Annotated in this window: 16 protein-coding genes; 5 read left to right on the forward strand and 11 right to left on the reverse strand. The window is 63.9% G+C overall.

Features of this window, described 5'->3' with window-relative positions:
* Window positions 1-2: 2 nt before the first annotated feature.
* Entirely contained in the window at window positions 3-2,423 is a 2,421-nt protein-coding gene (locus ACN5AZ_RS09270) for a heavy metal translocating P-type ATPase (RefSeq protein ID WP_419428592.1), read from the forward strand.
* On the opposite strand, the gene ACN5AZ_RS09275 is transcribed toward ACN5AZ_RS09270, so the two are convergent.
* The 4 genes from ACN5AZ_RS09275 to ACN5AZ_RS09290 form a co-directional block, all read right to left on the reverse strand.
* Window positions 2,420-3,106, reverse strand: coding sequence for a GntR family transcriptional regulator (locus ACN5AZ_RS09275; RefSeq protein ID WP_419428593.1), 687 nt, complete (start codon window positions 3,104-3,106; stop codon window positions 2,420-2,422). The genes ACN5AZ_RS09270 and ACN5AZ_RS09275 overlap by 4 nt on opposite strands.
* A gap of 51 nt (window positions 3,107-3,157) precedes the next feature.
* Entirely contained in the window at window positions 3,158-4,426 is a 1,269-nt protein-coding gene (locus tag ACN5AZ_RS09280; protein WP_419428594.1) for an ABC transporter permease, read from the reverse strand.
* On the reverse strand, window positions 4,423-5,100 hold the full coding sequence (locus tag ACN5AZ_RS09285) for an ABC transporter ATP-binding protein (protein ID WP_419428595.1): 678 nt from the start codon (window positions 5,098-5,100) through the stop codon (window positions 4,423-4,425). The genes ACN5AZ_RS09280 and ACN5AZ_RS09285 overlap by 4 nt, the downstream gene beginning before the upstream one ends.
* 188 nt (window positions 5,101-5,288) lie before the next feature.
* Window positions 5,289-5,816: an invasion associated locus B family protein gene (locus ACN5AZ_RS09290; RefSeq protein ID WP_419428596.1), complete on the reverse strand. Its 528-nt coding sequence runs from the start codon at window positions 5,814-5,816 to the stop codon at window positions 5,289-5,291.
* 217 nt (window positions 5,817-6,033) lie between these two features.
* Between ACN5AZ_RS09290 and ACN5AZ_RS09295 the strand changes: the two genes are divergently transcribed.
* Complete coding sequence (locus ACN5AZ_RS09295) at window positions 6,034-7,029, forward strand: asparaginase (protein ID WP_419428597.1); 996 nt, start codon at window positions 6,034-6,036, stop codon at window positions 7,027-7,029.
* Window positions 7,030-7,095: 66 nt separating this feature from the next.
* Here the strand turns inward: ACN5AZ_RS09295 and serB are convergent, their stop codons facing one another.
* The 5 genes from serB to ACN5AZ_RS09320 all read right to left on the reverse strand — a co-directional run bounded on the left by serB (window position 7,096) and on the right by ACN5AZ_RS09320 (window position 11,212).
* The gene (gene serB / locus ACN5AZ_RS09300; protein ID WP_419428598.1) at window positions 7,096-7,950 is read right to left on the reverse strand and encodes a phosphoserine phosphatase SerB; all 855 of its coding nucleotides are present in this window, start codon (window positions 7,948-7,950) and stop codon (window positions 7,096-7,098) included.
* A gap of 57 nt (window positions 7,951-8,007) precedes the next feature.
* The gene (locus ACN5AZ_RS09305; RefSeq protein ID WP_419428599.1) at window positions 8,008-8,709 is read right to left on the reverse strand and encodes an NYN domain-containing protein; all 702 of its coding nucleotides are present in this window, start codon (window positions 8,707-8,709) and stop codon (window positions 8,008-8,010) included.
* Between the two features lie 16 nt (window positions 8,710-8,725).
* Entirely contained in the window at window positions 8,726-9,205 is a 480-nt protein-coding gene (locus ACN5AZ_RS09310; RefSeq protein WP_419428600.1) for an N-acetyltransferase family protein, read from the reverse strand.
* A complete protein-coding gene (locus ACN5AZ_RS09315) occupies window positions 9,202-9,963 on the reverse strand; it encodes a potassium channel family protein (protein WP_419428601.1) in 762 nt (253 codons plus the stop codon). Before ACN5AZ_RS09315 ends, ACN5AZ_RS09310 begins: the two co-directional genes overlap by 4 nt.
* Before the next feature lie 121 nt (window positions 9,964-10,084).
* Window positions 10,085-11,212, reverse strand: coding sequence for an S-(hydroxymethyl)glutathione dehydrogenase/class III alcohol dehydrogenase (locus tag ACN5AZ_RS09320; RefSeq protein ID WP_419428602.1), 1,128 nt, complete (start codon window positions 11,210-11,212; stop codon window positions 10,085-10,087).
* A 176-nt stretch (window positions 11,213-11,388) separates the two neighbouring features.
* On the opposite strand from ACN5AZ_RS09320, the gene ACN5AZ_RS09325 reads away from it, so the two are divergent.
* The gene (locus ACN5AZ_RS09325) at window positions 11,389-11,832 is read left to right on the forward strand and encodes a hypothetical protein (protein WP_419428603.1); all 444 of its coding nucleotides are present in this window, start codon (window positions 11,389-11,391) and stop codon (window positions 11,830-11,832) included.
* A 6-nt stretch (window positions 11,833-11,838) separates the two neighbouring features.
* On the opposite strand, the gene ACN5AZ_RS09330 is transcribed toward ACN5AZ_RS09325, so the two are convergent.
* Entirely contained in the window at window positions 11,839-12,147 is a 309-nt protein-coding gene (locus ACN5AZ_RS09330) for an I78 family peptidase inhibitor (protein WP_419428604.1), read from the reverse strand.
* Between the two features lie 155 nt (window positions 12,148-12,302).
* Between ACN5AZ_RS09330 and ACN5AZ_RS09335 the strand changes: the two genes are divergently transcribed.
* On the forward strand, window positions 12,303-13,958 hold the full coding sequence (locus ACN5AZ_RS09335) for a DNA polymerase Y family protein (RefSeq protein ID WP_419428605.1): 1,656 nt from the start codon (window positions 12,303-12,305) through the stop codon (window positions 13,956-13,958).
* On the opposite strand, the gene ACN5AZ_RS09340 is transcribed toward ACN5AZ_RS09335, so the two are convergent.
* Window positions 13,955-14,890, reverse strand: a complete 936-nt coding sequence (locus ACN5AZ_RS09340) for an AEC family transporter (protein ID WP_419428606.1) — start codon at window positions 14,888-14,890, stop codon at window positions 13,955-13,957. The two genes, ACN5AZ_RS09335 and ACN5AZ_RS09340, sit on opposite strands and share 4 nt — an antisense overlap.
* Before the next feature lie 146 nt (window positions 14,891-15,036).
* Between ACN5AZ_RS09340 and ACN5AZ_RS09345 the strand changes: the two genes are divergently transcribed.
* Window positions 15,037-15,933 (forward strand): CPBP family intramembrane glutamic endopeptidase, encoded by an 897-nt coding sequence (locus tag ACN5AZ_RS09345; protein ID WP_419428607.1) that lies wholly within the window; start codon window positions 15,037-15,039, stop codon window positions 15,931-15,933.
* Window positions 15,934-16,002 lie beyond the last annotated feature (69 nt).

Consider the following 16,002-nt stretch of genomic DNA (forward strand, 5'->3'; position numbering starts at 1 on the left):
GCATGACCGATGACACGACACTTCGCTTTCAGATCACGGGTTTGACCTGCGCAGGATGCGCCGGTCGGGCCGAGCGTGCCTTGGCCGCTGTGGCGGATGCCAAAGACGCGTCGGTCAATCTGGCTAGCTCCACCGCGCAAATCACAGGAGGCACGGCGTCCGATATACGCGCGGCGCTGTCCATTGCTGGCTATCCCGCTGCCGAGGAACGCACCCGCTTGTCGATCATCGGCATGTCCTGTGCGTCTTGTGCGGGACGCGTCGAACAGGCGCTGATGGCGCAGCCGGGGGTGTTGAGCGCCTTGGTCAATCTGGCGTCAAACAGTGCCGAGATCACCAGCCTTGCGGGCGCGGTTGATGCCCCGACATTGGCCGAAATTGTGACCGCCACCGGCTATACCGCGACCCCCATCACACAGGGCGACAGGCCGGACGCCGATCCGATGGCGGAAGAACAGACCACCCTACAACGGGATCTGGCGATCGCGGTTGCGCTGACCTTGCCCGTGTTTCTGGGCGAGATGGGCGGCCATCTGTTTGCGCCGCTGCACCACTGGATCATGGCGACCCTTGGACAGACGCTGTGGTGGTCTGTGCAGTTTGTGCTGACGACGCTGGTGCTGGTTGGGCCAGGGCGGCGGTTCTACCGGATTGGCCTGCCGCTTCTGGTGCGGGGCACGCCGGACATGAACAGTCTGGTGGCGCTGGGCACATTGGCGGCTTGGGGCTATTCCACCGTGGCGTTGTTCCTGCCCGCGCTCCTGCCGGACAATGCCCGCACCGTGTATTTCGAGGCCGCCGCCGTCATTGTCGCGCTGATCCTGCTGGGCAGATATCTGGAGGCGCGGGCCAAGGGGCGCACCGGTGCCGCGATCCGGAATCTGGTCGGGCTGCGCCCCGACAGCGCCCCCGTGCAACGCGACGGACAGTTTGTCGAGCTTCCACTGGCCGAGGTCCAGCGCGGGGATCTGTTGCAACTGCGCCCCGGTGGGCGGGTTGCGGTGGATGGCGTCGTTGTCAGCGGCCACAGCTACGTGGACGAATCCATGCTGACCGGCGAACCCGCCCCCGTGGCCAAGACCGAAGGCGCGCCGCTGACCGCCGGGACGATCAACGGCAACGGCCCCTTGACCTATCAGGCCGAAGCGGTGGGCAAGGACACAACCCTGTCGCGCATCATTGCCATGGTGGAACAGGCGCAAGGGGCCAAGCTGCCCATTCAGGCGCTGGCCGATCAGGTGGTGCGCTATTTCGTGCCGGTGGTTTTGGTGATTGCCCTTTTGACGGTGCTGGTCTGGTTGGCCTTTGGTCCCGGCCTGACCTTTGCCTTGGTGGCGGGGGTGTCGGTGCTGATCATCGCTTGTCCCTGCGCAATGGGTTTGGCCACACCGGTGTCGATTATGGTGGGCACCGGGCGCGCCGCCGAGCTGGGCGTGCTGTTTCGCAAGGGCGAGGCGCTCCAGCGGCTTGACGGGGTGTCTGTGGTGGCCTTCGACAAAACAGGCACCCTGACCGAAGGACGGCCAGAGCTGTCCGACCAGCATGTGTTGGACGGCTTCGACGCCGCGACTGTGCTGCGCCTGCTGGCAAGCGCGGAACAAGGCTCCGAACATCCCATCGCACAGGTCATCCTGCGGGCATCCCCTGACGCGCCCGCACCGCAATCGGTCACTGCCATTCCGGGGTTCGGTCTGCAAGCGGTGGTCGAGGGGCAAACCGTTCTGGCGGGCACGGCGCGACTGATGACGCGCGAAGGGGTCGACACCGCGCCGTTGAACGATGCCTTGGCCCGCATCAGCGAACAGGCCCAGACCCCTGTTCTGGTCGCCATCGACGGCCAGATCGCCGGTGTCTTTGCCGTGTCCGACCGCCTGAAACCGGAAGCTGCCGAGGCGGTTACAGCCTTGCATGCCAAGGGGATCAAGGTTGCGATGATCTCTGGCGATGCCCGCCCCGTGGCCGAGGCCATCGCGCGCCAACTTGGCATTGATCACGTCACCGCCGAGGTTCTGCCCGACGGCAAACGCGACGCCATCGCAGAGCTGCGCGCGCAGCATGGTCCGGTGGCCTTTGTGGGCGACGGAATCAACGATGCCCCCGCCTTGGCCGAAGCGGACGTTGGCCTAGCCATCGGCACCGGCACAGATGTCGCGATCGAGGCGGCAGATGTGGTGATGAGCGCGGGCCGCGTCACGGGGGTTGTGACGGCGCTGACGGTCAGCCGGTCGGTCATGCGCAATATTCGCCAGAACCTGTTCTGGGCCTTTGGCTATAACGTGATCCTGATCCCGGTCGCTGCCGGAGTGCTGTATCCGATCAGCGGGACGTTGTTGTCCCCGATGCTGGCGGCGGGGGCCATGGCGCTGTCGTCGGTCTTTGTGCTGACAAATGCGCTGCGCCTGAAACGGTTGCGGGCGGGCTAGGCCGGAACAGGGTCTGTTGGCAGCGCCTCTGCCAGCAGCATGCGTTCCAACCTGTCCCGCGACAGCGCCCATCGGGCGAGAGCCGCCGCGCTCGCCGCCTCTGGATCAGCAGCGGAAATGGCGGCAATCAGCGCGTCATGGGACTGAACGGTCTTTTTGACCAGTTTCTTTTCTTTCTTCTTGCCCGAGGGGGTAAAGAACTCGACCCCCAGCCGCGTGTGATCCACCAACAACCTGTGCACCGCTGGACGGAAATACGGGTCAGAGGCGCGCTCGGTGATCTGTTCGAACAGGTGGTGGTCGGCCAGCGCTGCCGCCGCCGCGTCCTCGGCATCAATGGCGTCTAACAACGCTGCGTGGCAATCGCGCAGTCGGTCCAGCCCATCTGTATCGGTGGACATTGCCGCCAAGCGCGCGACAGAGCACAGCAGCACCGGGGCGCTTTGCATCATGGCGCGCAGGGTTCGCAGGTCGAGCGTGGTCACACGTGCGCTGCGGTTGCGTTCTTGGCTCAGGTAACCGGCCGCTGCCAGACCTTGCAGCACTTCGCGCAAGGGCGTGCGGGATAAGCCGTAGAGCGCGGCAAGCTGCGCCTCGTCGAGATCGGTGCCGGGGGGCAGGTCCAGCGTCAGGATACGCGCGCGCAGATCATCGCGGCAGGCGGTCTTGCGGTCGATGCTCATGGGCGGCCCTCGCTTGTATACCACCTGAGTACGAGGTGGTGCGCCGTCGCGTCAACCTCCGCGCAGACCGGCGATCACGGACCGTCGCGCAATTGCCCAAGCGGGCAGCAAGGCCGCAACCGTGCTGAGCATGACAAACCCCACCGCCCATTGCAGTTCGGCAAGGCCAAGGCTGGGCGTTACCAGAACGCCGGTCCGCGCGGTGATCACAGTGCTGAGGATCATGGCGCAGCCATAGCCCAGCACCAGCCCCAGAGCGGCCCCGCCCAGCAGCAGCACCGCCATATGCCCCCAGACCACCGACAAAACAAAGCGCAACGGCGCACCAAGCGCCTTGAGCATGGCCAGTTGCCGTTGTACCAGACCGGACAGGATCAACAGCCCCAACAGAACCGAAGCTGCTACAATGGCCTGTGTCACGGTGGTCAGAATGGAAATCACCTGCCGCGCATCCCCCATCATACGGTACAGATCCGCCTGAAGCGCGCCGGGAAAGACTGCCATCATATCATCGGCACGGTTCCATTGGGTGCGCAGCTGATAGGACGCGCCCATCCCGCGCGGCACGACGACAACAGCAGGGGTGCCGGGAAAGTAGTCCGCATCAAAGGGAGCACCGATGCGCGCCCCATGTTCGGGTTTGTGGCCATTGGCCAGACCGTGCACCTCCCACACGGTTTCGACCGGAACGATGATGGCACGGTCCCATGGCGTGCCTGTAGGGGGCATTTGGCCCACGACCTTTATGTCAAACCCGTCGTGGCGGGCGTCAGAGTCACCGGCGTGTCCGTGGCTTGGCGTGAATGTATCGCCCACATGCAGCGCGGACAGTGCGCCCACGACCGCCTCGGACGAGGTGGCAAAAAGCCGTCCCGTGATCTGCTCACCGGCCAGATGTGTCACGAACTCGGACAGGGTGCCGATGATGGGCGCACCGTCAAAGCTGTCGCCAAAGGCCAGCGGCGCGGCCAGCGCGACCCTCGGGTCTTGTGCGATTTCGATAAAACGGGCGCCATCCAGCAGGTTAACGCGCGACGGCTGCAGGTAGACCGCCGCCAGCATCAAGGTCATCTCTGACCCGGGGGCCCCCACCACCAGATCGAACCCATCAGCGGCACGGGCACCCGCCTCGCGCAGTCCACGTTCCTGCGCGATCAAACCGATTCCCATGGCCACCGAAATGCCGATCAGCGCGACGAACATCAGGTTGGCGAACCGGAACTGCGTCAGCAGGGCGCGGATCAGCACCCATGGGGCATAGCCGCGCATGACACCGACCCAGACCAGCCCGAGGACAACAATGGAAAGAACAACCATCATGCTGTGGTCTCCTGCGCAACGATCTGCCCGCCGTCGACCCGGATCACCCGATCCATTTCATCCAGAAGCGCGGTGTCGTGGCTGACCACAACCAGCGTGCGCCCTGCACTCCGACACGAGCTTACAAGATCCCCGATCAGCCGGTCCGCTGCTGCGCGGTCGAGGGCAGCCGTGGGCTCATCTGCAAGAACGACCGCGGGATTGGCGGCCAGCGCGCGGGCGACGGCCACCCGCTGCCGCTCGCCACCTGAAAGGCTCGCCACAGAGCGGCCCGTGTCCTGCAGCCCGAAACGGGCGAGCAAGGTTTCCGCCTCTTTCGCAATACCGGATCGGGTGTCCTTTGACACAAACAGCGAAGAAAGCCGCGCATTGTCAAAGGCCGACAGCGCGTCGAACAGTAAAAAGTCCTGAAACACCATGCCCATATGCTGCGCACGAAAGGTCGCGCGGTGGCTCTCGGACATCTGCGCCAGATCCTGCCCCGCCCATGACACCTGTCCCGTGGATCGCATCAGCCCTGCCAGAACATGGAGCAATGTCGTCTTTCCAGCCCCCGACGGGCCGGTGATCCCCACAAGCGCCCCCGCCGTGATATCCAGCTGCGGCGCATCCAGCAGCACGCGACCACGGGCGCTGCGCACCACCACATCCCTTAAACCCAAGCCCATGGTCATTGATGATTCCCCCTCAGGCATCGCCATCATGCAGCACCGCCGCCCGGATGCCGCTGCGCGTCTGACGCGTGGTCCGAAACCGCAGGCTTTCCCACCGTGGGGCGGCGAACAGGCAAAAGAAAAACGGCCACCGCCAAAGGCCATGACCGTTCCTTGATGATACGGTGTGGCAACAAGGCCACCGCCCCTTAGCTGCAGCGCTTCTCGGCCTCGCCCACTGCGGCCGTGAACCCCAGCAAAGAGAACGTGTCCTGCGTCGTGGTGCCACGGGCGGACACGGCGGTCAGCACAGCAGAGGAGCCGCGCTTCATCGCGGTGATCAGCTTGGCGTCGTCCTGCGGCGTCGCGGGCCAGGCCCATTCACCTTCGGAATACATTTCGAATTCGGTGCTATCGACCTTGACGTTCACGGTCGATCCCGGCGCAAACGGGTATCCGCCGGTAAAGGCCACCTGACCGGCCACATCCGCGCCCGGACGGTAGAACACCATCAACAGGATCTCGCCACGGGTCACTGCGACCTCGCGCCCGTCCTTGGTGTTGACCATTTCCTTGTAGGTGGTCACCGCCCAACATTCGCGCGGGTCATTGCCCTCGAAGACAGACCAGTCGGTCATGGCGTCCACGCGGTTGGTGCTGCTTTCCTGCGCCTGTGCCACAGTGGCGCCCAGCATCATGGCCGCTCCGGCAACCATCCGACCAAAGTGAGATTTCATTCGTGCAGCCTCCAGCTGTCATAGCCCCAAGCCGCCCACGTGTGTGGCCCTGTCCCGACCTTGTCAAACACGGCGGCGGCGTTTTCTCTCGACGGCGGGACTTTAGCCTGAAAAAACGGAAATGAGAAAGCCCTGTTGGCAGAAACCCGCTTAGGTCGGCAGGGACATACCGCCAGCCCCAGAATATGGGGGTGGCCCGGTCTTGAAGGGGCATATCATGGGTGCAATCGAGATGGTCGAGGTCCTGCGCGGCCCACTTGCTGAAAGCTGCCACAGCGGTCATGCGGTGGTTTGCGACGCCACTGGCGAAATCGTGAAGGCCTGGGGCGATCCGCACCTCCAGATCCTGCCGCGCAGTTCGGCCAAGATGCTGCAGGCGCTGCCGCTCGTGGCCTCTGGTGCGGCAGATGCCCATCACCTGACCCCGCAGCGGCTGGCGCTGTCCTGCGCCTCGCATCAGGGCGCACCGCTGCACAACACCGAAGTCTCCGCTTGGCTCAGCGATATCGGCCGTGGCGAAGACGACCTGATCTGCGGGCCGGAACCCTCGCGCGACACATCCCTGCGCCATCAGATGATTCGCGATGGGGTCGCGCCGCGGCGCCTGATGAACAACTGCTCAGGCAAACACACAGGGTTTCTGACGCTGACCAAACACCTCGGGGCAGGGCCGGACTACTGCTGCCCAGACCACGCGGTCCAGCGCGCGATCAAGGATGCTTTCGAGACGGTCACAAACGAGACCACGCCGGGATACGGCATCGACGGCTGCTCGGCGCCGAACTACATCTCCACCATGCATGGCATGGCGCGGGCCATGGCCTTCTTTGCCTCTGCGGAAACCCGCGGCGATACGCTGTCGCGCGCCGCAGCGCGACTAACCCGCGCCATGATCGCCCATCCCGACTATGTCGCGGGCGAGGGCCGCGCCTGCACCCACCTGATGCGCGCCGCCAAAGAACCGCTCGCGCTAAAAACCGGCGCCGAAGGCTATTTTATCGCGATTTTGCCAGACCGTGGGCTGGGGATCTCGCTCAAGATCACCGATGGTGCCACCCGCGCCTCCAATGCAGCCATCGCCGCGCTGCTGGTCAGCCTCGATGTGCTTGATGCGGATAATCCCGAAGTCGCCCGCTTCCTGAACCCCGACGTCCACAACTTCGCAGGGCTGCGCATCGGAGAGATCCGTCCCAAGCCGGGGGTCTTCACATAACGCAAAAGGGCGCGGTGATGCGCCGCGCCCCCTGCTTTTCCTTGGTTCAAATACCTAAATCCGCGCTCAGATCTTGGCGTAGCCTTGCAGATACAAGAGCGCCGTCAGATCGCCGTGGTTCACCCGCAGATCACATTCCGCCTGAACGCTGGGTTTGGCATGCAGCGCCACTCCCAGACCCGCGCGGTTCAGCATGCCCAGATCGTTCGCACCGTCGCCAACGGCGATTACGTCCGCTTCGCTCAACCCCAGCCGCGCGGTGATCTCCTCCAGCGCGTCGACCTTGGCCTGTTTGCCAAGGATCGGGCGGCCGACCTCTCCGGTCAGGGCGCCATCTGCCACGATCAGCGTGTTGGCGCGGTTTTCGTCAAAGCCCAGCAAGGCCGACACCCGCTGGGTAAAGGCGGTGAACCCGCCCGACACAAGCGCCGCATGGCCGCCCGCATCGTGCATTCGCGCGATCAGCTCTTTGCCGCCGGGCATCAGGGTGATCCGCTCGGCCACCACCTTGTCGATCACGCTTTCGGGCAGCCCTCTCAACAGGGCGACGCGTTCGATCAGCGCGCCCTCGAAATCCAACTCGCCGTTCATGGCGCGGGCGGTGATGTCTTTGACATGGGCGCCGACGCCTGCCTCCTCGGCGAGCTCGTCAATGCATTCCTGCTGGATCATCGTGCTGTCCATATCCGCCAGCAGCATCCGTTTGGCGCGGCCTTCGGCGGGCAGAATGTTCAGGTCGATCTGGTCGGCCACGCTGGCGCGCACCTCGTCAAAATTGGACGGGCGGGCGGGCAGTGCGAATTCCGCCGCCTCGTCGGGGGCAAGCCAGATCACCTCTGCGCCGCCAAAGGCGTTGCGCAGGCTGTCCACCAAGGCGGGGTCCAGCGATCCGGGTTTGGTGATCAGCGATGCGATGAACATGGGGCGGCTCCGTGTCTGTGTCTGCCCGCTAAAGCATGAAACGCGCCGCTTTGAAAGTCAGTCGACGCGGCGCACCAACAACTGGCTTGAGGCGGTCTTGGTCTCGAACACCTTGAGCGCCTTCACCAGATCGGACAGCTTGCGTTTGCCATAGGTGCGCGTGTCGAAATCGGGGTTCGCGGCGGTGATCACCTGCCCGATGTCGCCCAGCCGATACCATTCGTCGTCGCCATCAATGGAATCCATGGCGCGAAAGATCAGATCGCGCGCCTCTGTCAGGGGCCGCTTGCCGGATTTCTCCTGCTCCGGTTTCTCGGGCGAGTTGTCGAGGTTTTCGAGATAGATGAACCGCTTGCAGGCCTTGCGGAAGGCGTCCGGCGTCTTTTGCATGCCCATGCCGAACACATCCAGCCCCTGTTCCCGGATGCGGCTGGCCAGCCGGGTGAAATCACTGTCCGAGGACACCAGAACAAACCCGTCGAACCGGCCTGTGTGCATCAGGTCCATCGCGTCGATCACCAGCGAGATGTCGGAGGCGTTCTTGCCTGTTGTGTTCGCGGGCGAATGCAGCGGCACCAGCCCGTATTCTGCGGTGACCTTGCTCCAGCCATTCATATGCGGGCTGGCAAAATCGCCATACACCCGCCGGACCGAGGCTTCGCCCAATGTGGCGATTTCCTCGAACAGGGCCTTGGCGTATTTGGGCGATGCATTGTCGCCGTCGATCAGGATGGCCAAAAGGCGGGTGTCATTGGGCATGGGGGCCTTTCGGGGCTTAGAGCGTTTTGTACATCACAAGCGCGTCGACCGCGCCTTGTGTCGGATGGTCAAAGGCCTGCGGCAGTCGTCCCACAACCTCGAAACCGGCGCGCTGCCATGTGGCCACAGCACGCGTGTTGGTGGAAACGACAAAGTTATACTGCATCGCACGAAAGCCCAGCCCGGGCGCGATGTCCAGCGAATGGGCCAGCATGGCGCGGGCGACACCGCGGCCACGGGCGGCCTCTGCGGTGATATAGCCGCAGTTGCACACATGGCTGCCGCCGCCCTTTTGGTTGCGCACGATGTAATAGGTGCCCAGCACCGCGCCGTCCTGTTCAAAGACATAGACGCGCCGTTCCGGGCCGAACCAATAGGCCAGCGCATCCTCGCGCGGAATGTCGGGGTCGATGGCATAGGTATCGCCCGCGCGAAACACAGGTTCAAGCATGGCCCATACGGCTGGGTGATCGGCAGCGGCGGCTTCGCGGATCATGTGACCCCTTCGGTTCTGATGTTGATGGTTTCACCGCAGTGTTTGCAGTGCACCGCATCTGCATCATGCAGCACCAGACCGCAATTGTTGCATTCGCAGCGCACCTTGTTCGGGCGGAACAGCACTTGCACCAGACGCAGAAACAGGGTGATGCCGCACAACATGACCACAACGGCGATCAGCCGCCCGACCGTGCCATACAGGACGATGTCGCCAAAGCCTGTCGTCGTCAGCGCGGTAACGGTGAAATACAGCGCATCGGCGTAGTTCTGGATATCGTCGTTGCTGCGGTGCTGGGTGGCATAGACCAGCCCCGTCATCACAAAGACAAAGACCCCCAGATTGGTCAGGGCCAGCGCAATGTCGTCATGCTTGCGGATATAGGGAAAGTCCCGCCGCAACTGCGCGCCCAGATGATAGGTGTGCAACAGGCGCAGGGTCCGCAGCGCCCGCAAAAAGCCCAACCCCTCGCCGGCCAGCGGGGCCAGAAAGGAAATGATCGCCACGATGTCGGTCAGCGTTGTCAGCCGCGTGAAGAACCGCACCCTGTTGGTCGACACCCAGGCGCGCAGGCCGAATTCGATCAGGATGATCACCCCAAAGACGACATCGATGCCTTCGACGATGGCGCCATGATCGGTAAAGGACGTCGCGATGACAAAGATGATGGTGACGATGTCAAAGGCCAGAACGGCATAGCGAAAACGGTGCGCCGCATCACTGTCGCCGGTGTAAAGGTCACGTATTTTCTGGCGCATGTGGCAGCCTCCTGACCGGTTTAGGTGGGGCTGGGCGTGGGGCTGTCAAATGGGATCGCGGTCCCTGAACGCAAACCGGCGACCCGATGGGCCGCCGGAGCGTGTGTGCACGATGGCGGGATCAGAATTCCACGACCGCGCGAATGGATTTCCCCTGATGCATCAGGTCAAAGCCGTGGTTGATCTCGTCCAGCGTCAGCTTGTGGGTGATCATCGGGTCGATCTCGATCTTGCCGTCCATGTACCAGTCGACAAACTTGGGCACGTCCGTGCGCCCCTTCGCCCCGCCAAAAGCTGTGCCTTTCCAGACGCGGCCGGTGACCAGCTGGAACGGACGGGTGCTGATCTCGGCTCCGGCAGGGGCCACGCCGATGATCACGGACACGCCCCAGCCCCGGTGCGAACATTCCAGCGCGTCGCGCATCACCTTGACGTTGCCGGTCGCATCGAACGAATAGTCCACGCCGCCGATCTGGTCGTTGCCGCGTTTGGTCATCTCGACGATTTCCTGCACGGTGTTGTCGACCTTGGACGGGTTGACGAAATGGGTCATGCCGAACTTGCGGGCCATCTCGGCCTTGTCGTCGTTCAGATCGACGCCGATGATCATGTCACAGCCCGCCATGCGCAGGCCCTGAATGACATTCAGGCCAATGCCGCCCAGACCAAAGACCGCCGCCGTCGATCCGATTTCCACGCCAGCGGTGTTGATCACGGCACCGATGCCGGTGGTGACGCCGCAGCCGATGTAGCAGATTTTGTCAAAGGGCGCGTCCTCGCGCACCTTAGCCAGTGCGATTTCCGGCATGACCGTGTGATTGGCAAAGGTCGAGCAGCCCATGTAGTGATGGATCGGCGTCCCATCGAGCATTTTGAACCGCGTGGTGCCATCAGGCATAAGCCCCTGACCTTGGGTGTTGCGGATCGCGGTGCACAGGTTGGTCTTGCCCGACAGGCAGGACGCACATTCACGGCATTCCGGCGTGTAGAGCGGGATCACGTGATCGCCGGGTTTCAGGGTGGTCACGCCTTCGCCGACCTCCAGCACCACACCGGCCCCTTCATGACCCAGAATGGCGGGAAAGATGCCTTCGGGGTCGTCGCCCGAGCGGGTGAATTCGTCAGTGTGGCATAGGCCGGTGGCCTTGATTTCCACCAGAACCTCGCCCGCTTTGGGGCCTTCCAGTTCGACTTCCATGATTTCGAGAGGTTTGCCAGCCTCAAGGGCGACGGCGGCACGGGTACGCATGTGGGATCCTCCTTGCGGAAATTTGCGCCGACACTGCGTCAAACCCGAACCCGCCGCAACCGGCGCGACCGGCGATTTGCGCAAATCGGGTGTTTCTGACTGCGGTGCCAGCGCCGTTAACCGTATCTTGGCGAAATAGCACGCACAGTCGCCCGGTCCATTGCACCGGAGCCGTCATGTCCATCACATCCCGTTTCCCGATCGACGCCGTTCACCCCTCGTCCGAGGAGGAGGCGGTGCACCTTGCGCAACGTCTGGCCGCCGCGCCGCGCCCCGATGCGCTGCGCGAGATCATCGCGGATCATTGCGACGATGCGGTGCGTCTGGGGGTGCTGCATGCTTTGGTGACCTCGACCGCGGGGCCGGATGAACGCATGCGTCGCCGTATTGCGCGCAGGCGCGAGGCGCTTTTGGCGCTCGACCATGCAGAGCTGCATTTCACGATTGCAGGACGGCAGGCGGACAGCCAGCGGGACCGGCAGCTCTGTGATGCCATGTGCCATTGTACCAAGTCGGCCCGCGTGCAAATCACGCGCGAAATCGTCGATCTCAAACAGCGTCACGAGGAGGACAGCGCCCTGCGGGCGGAGCTGTCTCGGCTGACGCGCAAACCCGCCTGATCCGGTTCAGCCGCAGGTCATGCGTTCGATGATACCCGCGTCATCGAGAAAGACATTGGTGCGTTCTGGCCGGTAATCCCGCGTCATCAGGGCACCGGGGGGCAGGATACGTTTGGGGTCCGCGACCACCTCGGCAGCCTCCGACGGTTCTCCGATCAGATCCAGATGTGCTTTGGCGCCGCAGGTGTCCTTTGGCAGCGTGGCATCAGGCGTCGCGGCTTTCTTCTCTCCCATAACGAGAACGGGGGAGGCGTCCTTGTTTATCGGGGCCATCAGGGGGATCGTTACCAAAGCTGCGGCAAGCATCTGAAACATCGAAATATCTCCTTTTCTGGTACAGGGCATATTTTCGCAAGGATGTACAAGGCAAGCGTGTATGTTCGGCAAAATTTTTCTGATTTTCGGACACTCGACTCGAGGATGCATAACAATTAGAACAAATGGTGAACAGCAATCGATTCCCGAAGGTCATGGCCCATCGACGTATCTTATCCCTATGGTTTCCCCGTCTCGGGGCGGAACGCTGGCAGCGGGCAGAACCGCATCTGCGGGATGTCCCGATGGCGACGGTGATCACACAGGGCAATGCACAGACCTTGGGCGCGTTGAACGCTCTGGCCTCTGCGGCGGGGCTGTATGCGGGGCAACCTGTGCGCGATGCCCACGCGCAATGTGCCGATCTGGTGACGCGCGCGGCATATGAACACCGCGAACAGGCGTTTTTGAATGCCTTGCACCGCTGGGCGGGAAAGTTCTCGCCTTGGGTGGCCGCGCAACCGCCGGATGCGCTGGTCATTGACCTGACCGGCTGCGCCCATCTGTTCGGTGGAGAGACCGCGCTTTGTGCGCAGATGGTCGAGGAATGTAGCGATCTGGGGCTGACGGTGCGCACGGGGCTGGCCGATACCTTGGGGGCGGCCTGGGCGCTTGCGCGTTACACCACGGGGGACCGCCAGCAAACGCGCAACGGCGATGCCATTGACCAAGAGGCCCCCGCCACCCGCGCCAAGGCCGGAAAGCGGCGGCATTGGGAACGTGGCGGTGCCGCGCCATCGGTCACCGCAGGTCCGGCCGGTGACAGCCGTGTGGCCGCGCCGGGTGCCGCATGGGCGGCCTTGGCCCCGTTGCCCGTGGCGGCGCTGCGCCTGCCTGCGCACACGCAGGATGCGCTGGTGCGTGTGGGGCTGCGTCGCGTGGGCGATCTGATGGATCAACCCCGTGCAAGCTTGGCGCGGCGCTTTGGGCGGGGGGTGCTGGACCGTCTGGATCAGGCCATTGGCAGCGCGCCGGAACCGATCAGCCCGGCCCGCGCGCCGGACCGCTTTGCCCTGCGTCTGTCCTTTCCCGATCCCATCGGGCTGGAGGAGGACGTCGCCGAAGGGTTCAGTCGCATGACCGACCGGATGTGCGACAGCCTGACCAAACAGGGGCGCGGGGCGCGGGTGATCCGGCTGGAAGCCCATCGGTGCGATCAAATCATGCACTGGCAGACGGTCACGCTGGCCAATGCGATGCAGGATCCGGCGCGAATCATGCCGCTGATCCGGCTCAAGATCCCCGAGCTGGAGGCGGGGCCGGGCATCGACATGCTGCGCATGGAAGCGGTCCATACAGAGCCGGTGCATGCCCGCACCATGGCCGGCCACGCCGAGGCCACCGCCGAAGCGATGCGCCGCAGGGACGGGGGCCGCGGGGTGGAGGATCTGATTGGACGGCTTGGGGCACGTCTGGGGATGGAGGCGATCACGCGCTACCATCCGGCAGAGAGCCATATCCCTGAAAAGGCGTGGAAAACCGTACCGGCGGCATGGTCGGAGGCGGCCACAGACTGGCCGGTCATGGACCGCCCGCGCCCGGCATTGATGTGGCCGCCGGAGCCCGTGATGGCCCCCGACGTGCCGCGCCTGTCGCCGGAATTCCGCTGGCGGGGGCGTGATTGGGTCACGGCTGCGGTGCGCGGGCCGGAACGGATTGCCCCCGAATGGTGGTTGGAAGATCCCGCGTGGCGGTCAGGGCCGCGCGATTACTGGGATGTGCATACGACCCGTGGGGACCGGCTTTGGTTGTTCTATGCCCACGGGGGAGAGCTGTCCTCGGGGTGGTTTTGTCACGGGGCCTTTGCCTAGGGGGCGCTGACGCTCACGGCGGCGATGATCGCGCTGACGGTCACAATGCTGGCGGCGGTCGAGATCAGGATGGATGCCGACACCCGTTGCGGGGCCACGCCGTAATGTTGGGCCAGAATGAACACGTTGCCCGCCACGGGCAGCGCCGCCGCCGAGATCACCACCGACGCGCGGTAGGCGTCGACCGGAAACAGGTAATAGGCGCCAAGGGCGACAAACAGCGGATGCAGAATAAGCTTGGCCACCGACAGCCATGCCGCGACCTCCAGCCGTTCTGCCGATTTCGACGCAAGCGAGGCCCCGATGGCAAACAGCGCGCCGGGCGTGGCCGCAGCCCCCAATGTGACAAAGAAGCTGTTGAGCACCTCATGCAGCCCCACCCCCGAGGCCGAAACCAAAAGCCCCAGCGCAATCGACACGATCATGGGGTTTTTCAGCAGACCGATCGCAAGGACGCGGAAGATACGCAGCGACATCGTCCCCTCGCGCGCGGCGGTGATGATCAGCGTCAGCGCCGACGAAAAGATGACCGTATCGATGACAAGCACCAGAATGATCGGGCCGACGGCCTCTTGGCCCAGCAGCAGCGCCAGCATGGGCACGCCAAGAAAGCCTGTGTTGCCGATGGCGGCGCATTGCGCCTCGACCGCGGCGGTGGGGGCATCCATTCGGCGCCAAAAGGCCACCGCCATGCCCACACCATAGACCAGCGCCGTGCCGAACAGATAGGCGCTGGCAAGGCGCGGCTCAAAGATCTCGTCCAGCGTCAGATTGGCAGAGAACTGGAACAGCATGGCCGACAGGGCAAAGTAGAAGACGAACTTTGTCAGATGCGCCGTGGCTTCGGCACTGAAAAACCGCGTGCGCGCCGCGCCGTAGCCCAGTCCGATCAAGCCGAAAAATGGTAAGGTCTTGAGAAAAATTGCCAACATACACCGTTCGATAGCATGGTGGCGGGCCGCGTCAATCATTGGCTGAGCGTTGGGGTGACGCGGCTGTGATCCCGTTTGGTGCATGCGCGGATGTCAAAACGCATCGGACTGGTGTAGCCAGGGGGCAGATGATCCCGAGGGCTGACATGACCGGACGCTATCTGCGCCATACCCTGCTGACTGTTCCCGCCCGTCCGACGCGGGCTCTGTGGCGTCTGGCGTTGGGGCTGACGGTGGCGGGTTGCGTGATGTTCGGGCTGGCGCAGGGGGTAATGGGGCTGCTTCGTGCGCTGTTGCCTGCGGATCTGTTTGACCAATTCGCCAGTGGGCTGGCCTACGCCGACACGCCTGTGGGTCTTTTGTCGCTTCTGGTGCTGATGGGGGCGATGGGGCTGGGGGCCATGGTGGCCGCCGAGGTTGTGCACCGTCGCCCCGCCCGCAGCCTGTTCGGACCGGCCCGCGTGTTCTGGCCGCAGTTTCTGCGCGTGGTCTTGGCGCTGTTGCTGTTGAACGCGGTCGTCGCGCTCCTGCCGCCGTGGACGTTGTGGCAGGACGTGCAGCCCGGTCTGCCGATAGATCGCTGGGTGATGTTGCTGCCGCTGACGCTGGGTGCGCTGCTGATCCAGACCGGCGCCGAGGAGGTCATGTTTCGCGGCTACCTGCAAAGCCAGCTTGCCGCGCGCTTCGCCCATCCGGTGGTCTGGCTGACGGTGCCCTCGGCGCTGTTCGCCTTCGGGCATTACGCGCCCGAAACCTATGGCGGCAATGCGTGGCTGATTGCGGGCTGGTCCTTTGCCTTTGGAGTGGCTGCAGCGGATCTGACGGCGCGGGCGGGCAGTCTGGGACCGGCGATTGCCTTTCACCTCGTGAACAATTTCGCGGCCATCGCGGTGGTGTCGATGCAGGGGGACATGTCGGGGCTGGCGCTGGTCACGCTGCCCTTTGGCCCTGCGGATGAGGCTGCGGTCGCCGCCTATCTGCCTGTGGATTTGCTGATGATGGCGGCAAGCTGGCTTGCGGCGCGGCTGGCGTTGCGCCTGTAGCGGCGTCTTGGCGCTTGCGTTAGGTAAACTGAGATTTGCAATTTCTTGCGCGCAGGAATACATGCGGGC

It is taken from the genome of Sagittula sp. SSi028, from assembly GCF_048553715.1.
Classification (GTDB): Bacteria; Pseudomonadota; Alphaproteobacteria; order Rhodobacterales; family Rhodobacteraceae; genus Sagittula.

Coding starts and splice junctions, on each gene's coding strand:
- ACN5AZ_RS09270 (WP_419428592.1), top strand. CDS start 3: ATGACCGATGACACGACACTTCGCTTTCAGATCACGGGTTTGACCTGC.
- ACN5AZ_RS09275 (WP_419428593.1), bottom strand. CDS start 3,106: ATGAGCATCGACCGCAAGACCGCCTGCCGCGATGATCTGCGCGCGCGT.
- ACN5AZ_RS09280 (WP_419428594.1), bottom strand. CDS start 4,426: ATGATGGTTGTTCTTTCCATTGTTGTCCTCGGGCTGGTCTGGGTCGGT.
- ACN5AZ_RS09285 (WP_419428595.1), bottom strand. CDS start 5,100: ATGACCATGGGCTTGGGTTTAAGGGATGTGGTGGTGCGCAGCGCCCGT.
- ACN5AZ_RS09290 (WP_419428596.1), bottom strand. CDS start 5,816: ATGAAATCTCACTTTGGTCGGATGGTTGCCGGAGCGGCCATGATGCTG.
- ACN5AZ_RS09295 (WP_419428597.1), top strand. CDS start 6,034: ATGGGTGCAATCGAGATGGTCGAGGTCCTGCGCGGCCCACTTGCTGAA.
- serB (WP_419428598.1), bottom strand. CDS start 7,950: ATGTTCATCGCATCGCTGATCACCAAACCCGGATCGCTGGACCCCGCC.
- ACN5AZ_RS09305 (WP_419428599.1), bottom strand. CDS start 8,709: ATGCCCAATGACACCCGCCTTTTGGCCATCCTGATCGACGGCGACAAT.
- ACN5AZ_RS09310 (WP_419428600.1), bottom strand. CDS start 9,205: ATGATCCGCGAAGCCGCCGCTGCCGATCACCCAGCCGTATGGGCCATG.
- ACN5AZ_RS09315 (WP_419428601.1), bottom strand. CDS start 9,963: ATGCGCCAGAAAATACGTGACCTTTACACCGGCGACAGTGATGCGGCG.
- ACN5AZ_RS09320 (WP_419428602.1), bottom strand. CDS start 11,212: ATGCGTACCCGTGCCGCCGTCGCCCTTGAGGCTGGCAAACCTCTCGAA.
- ACN5AZ_RS09325 (WP_419428603.1), top strand. CDS start 11,389: ATGTCCATCACATCCCGTTTCCCGATCGACGCCGTTCACCCCTCGTCC.
- ACN5AZ_RS09330 (WP_419428604.1), bottom strand. CDS start 12,147: ATGTTTCAGATGCTTGCCGCAGCTTTGGTAACGATCCCCCTGATGGCC.
- ACN5AZ_RS09335 (WP_419428605.1), top strand. CDS start 12,303: ATGGCCCATCGACGTATCTTATCCCTATGGTTTCCCCGTCTCGGGGCG.
- ACN5AZ_RS09340 (WP_419428606.1), bottom strand. CDS start 14,890: ATGTTGGCAATTTTTCTCAAGACCTTACCATTTTTCGGCTTGATCGGA.
- ACN5AZ_RS09345 (WP_419428607.1), top strand. CDS start 15,037: ATGACCGGACGCTATCTGCGCCATACCCTGCTGACTGTTCCCGCCCGT.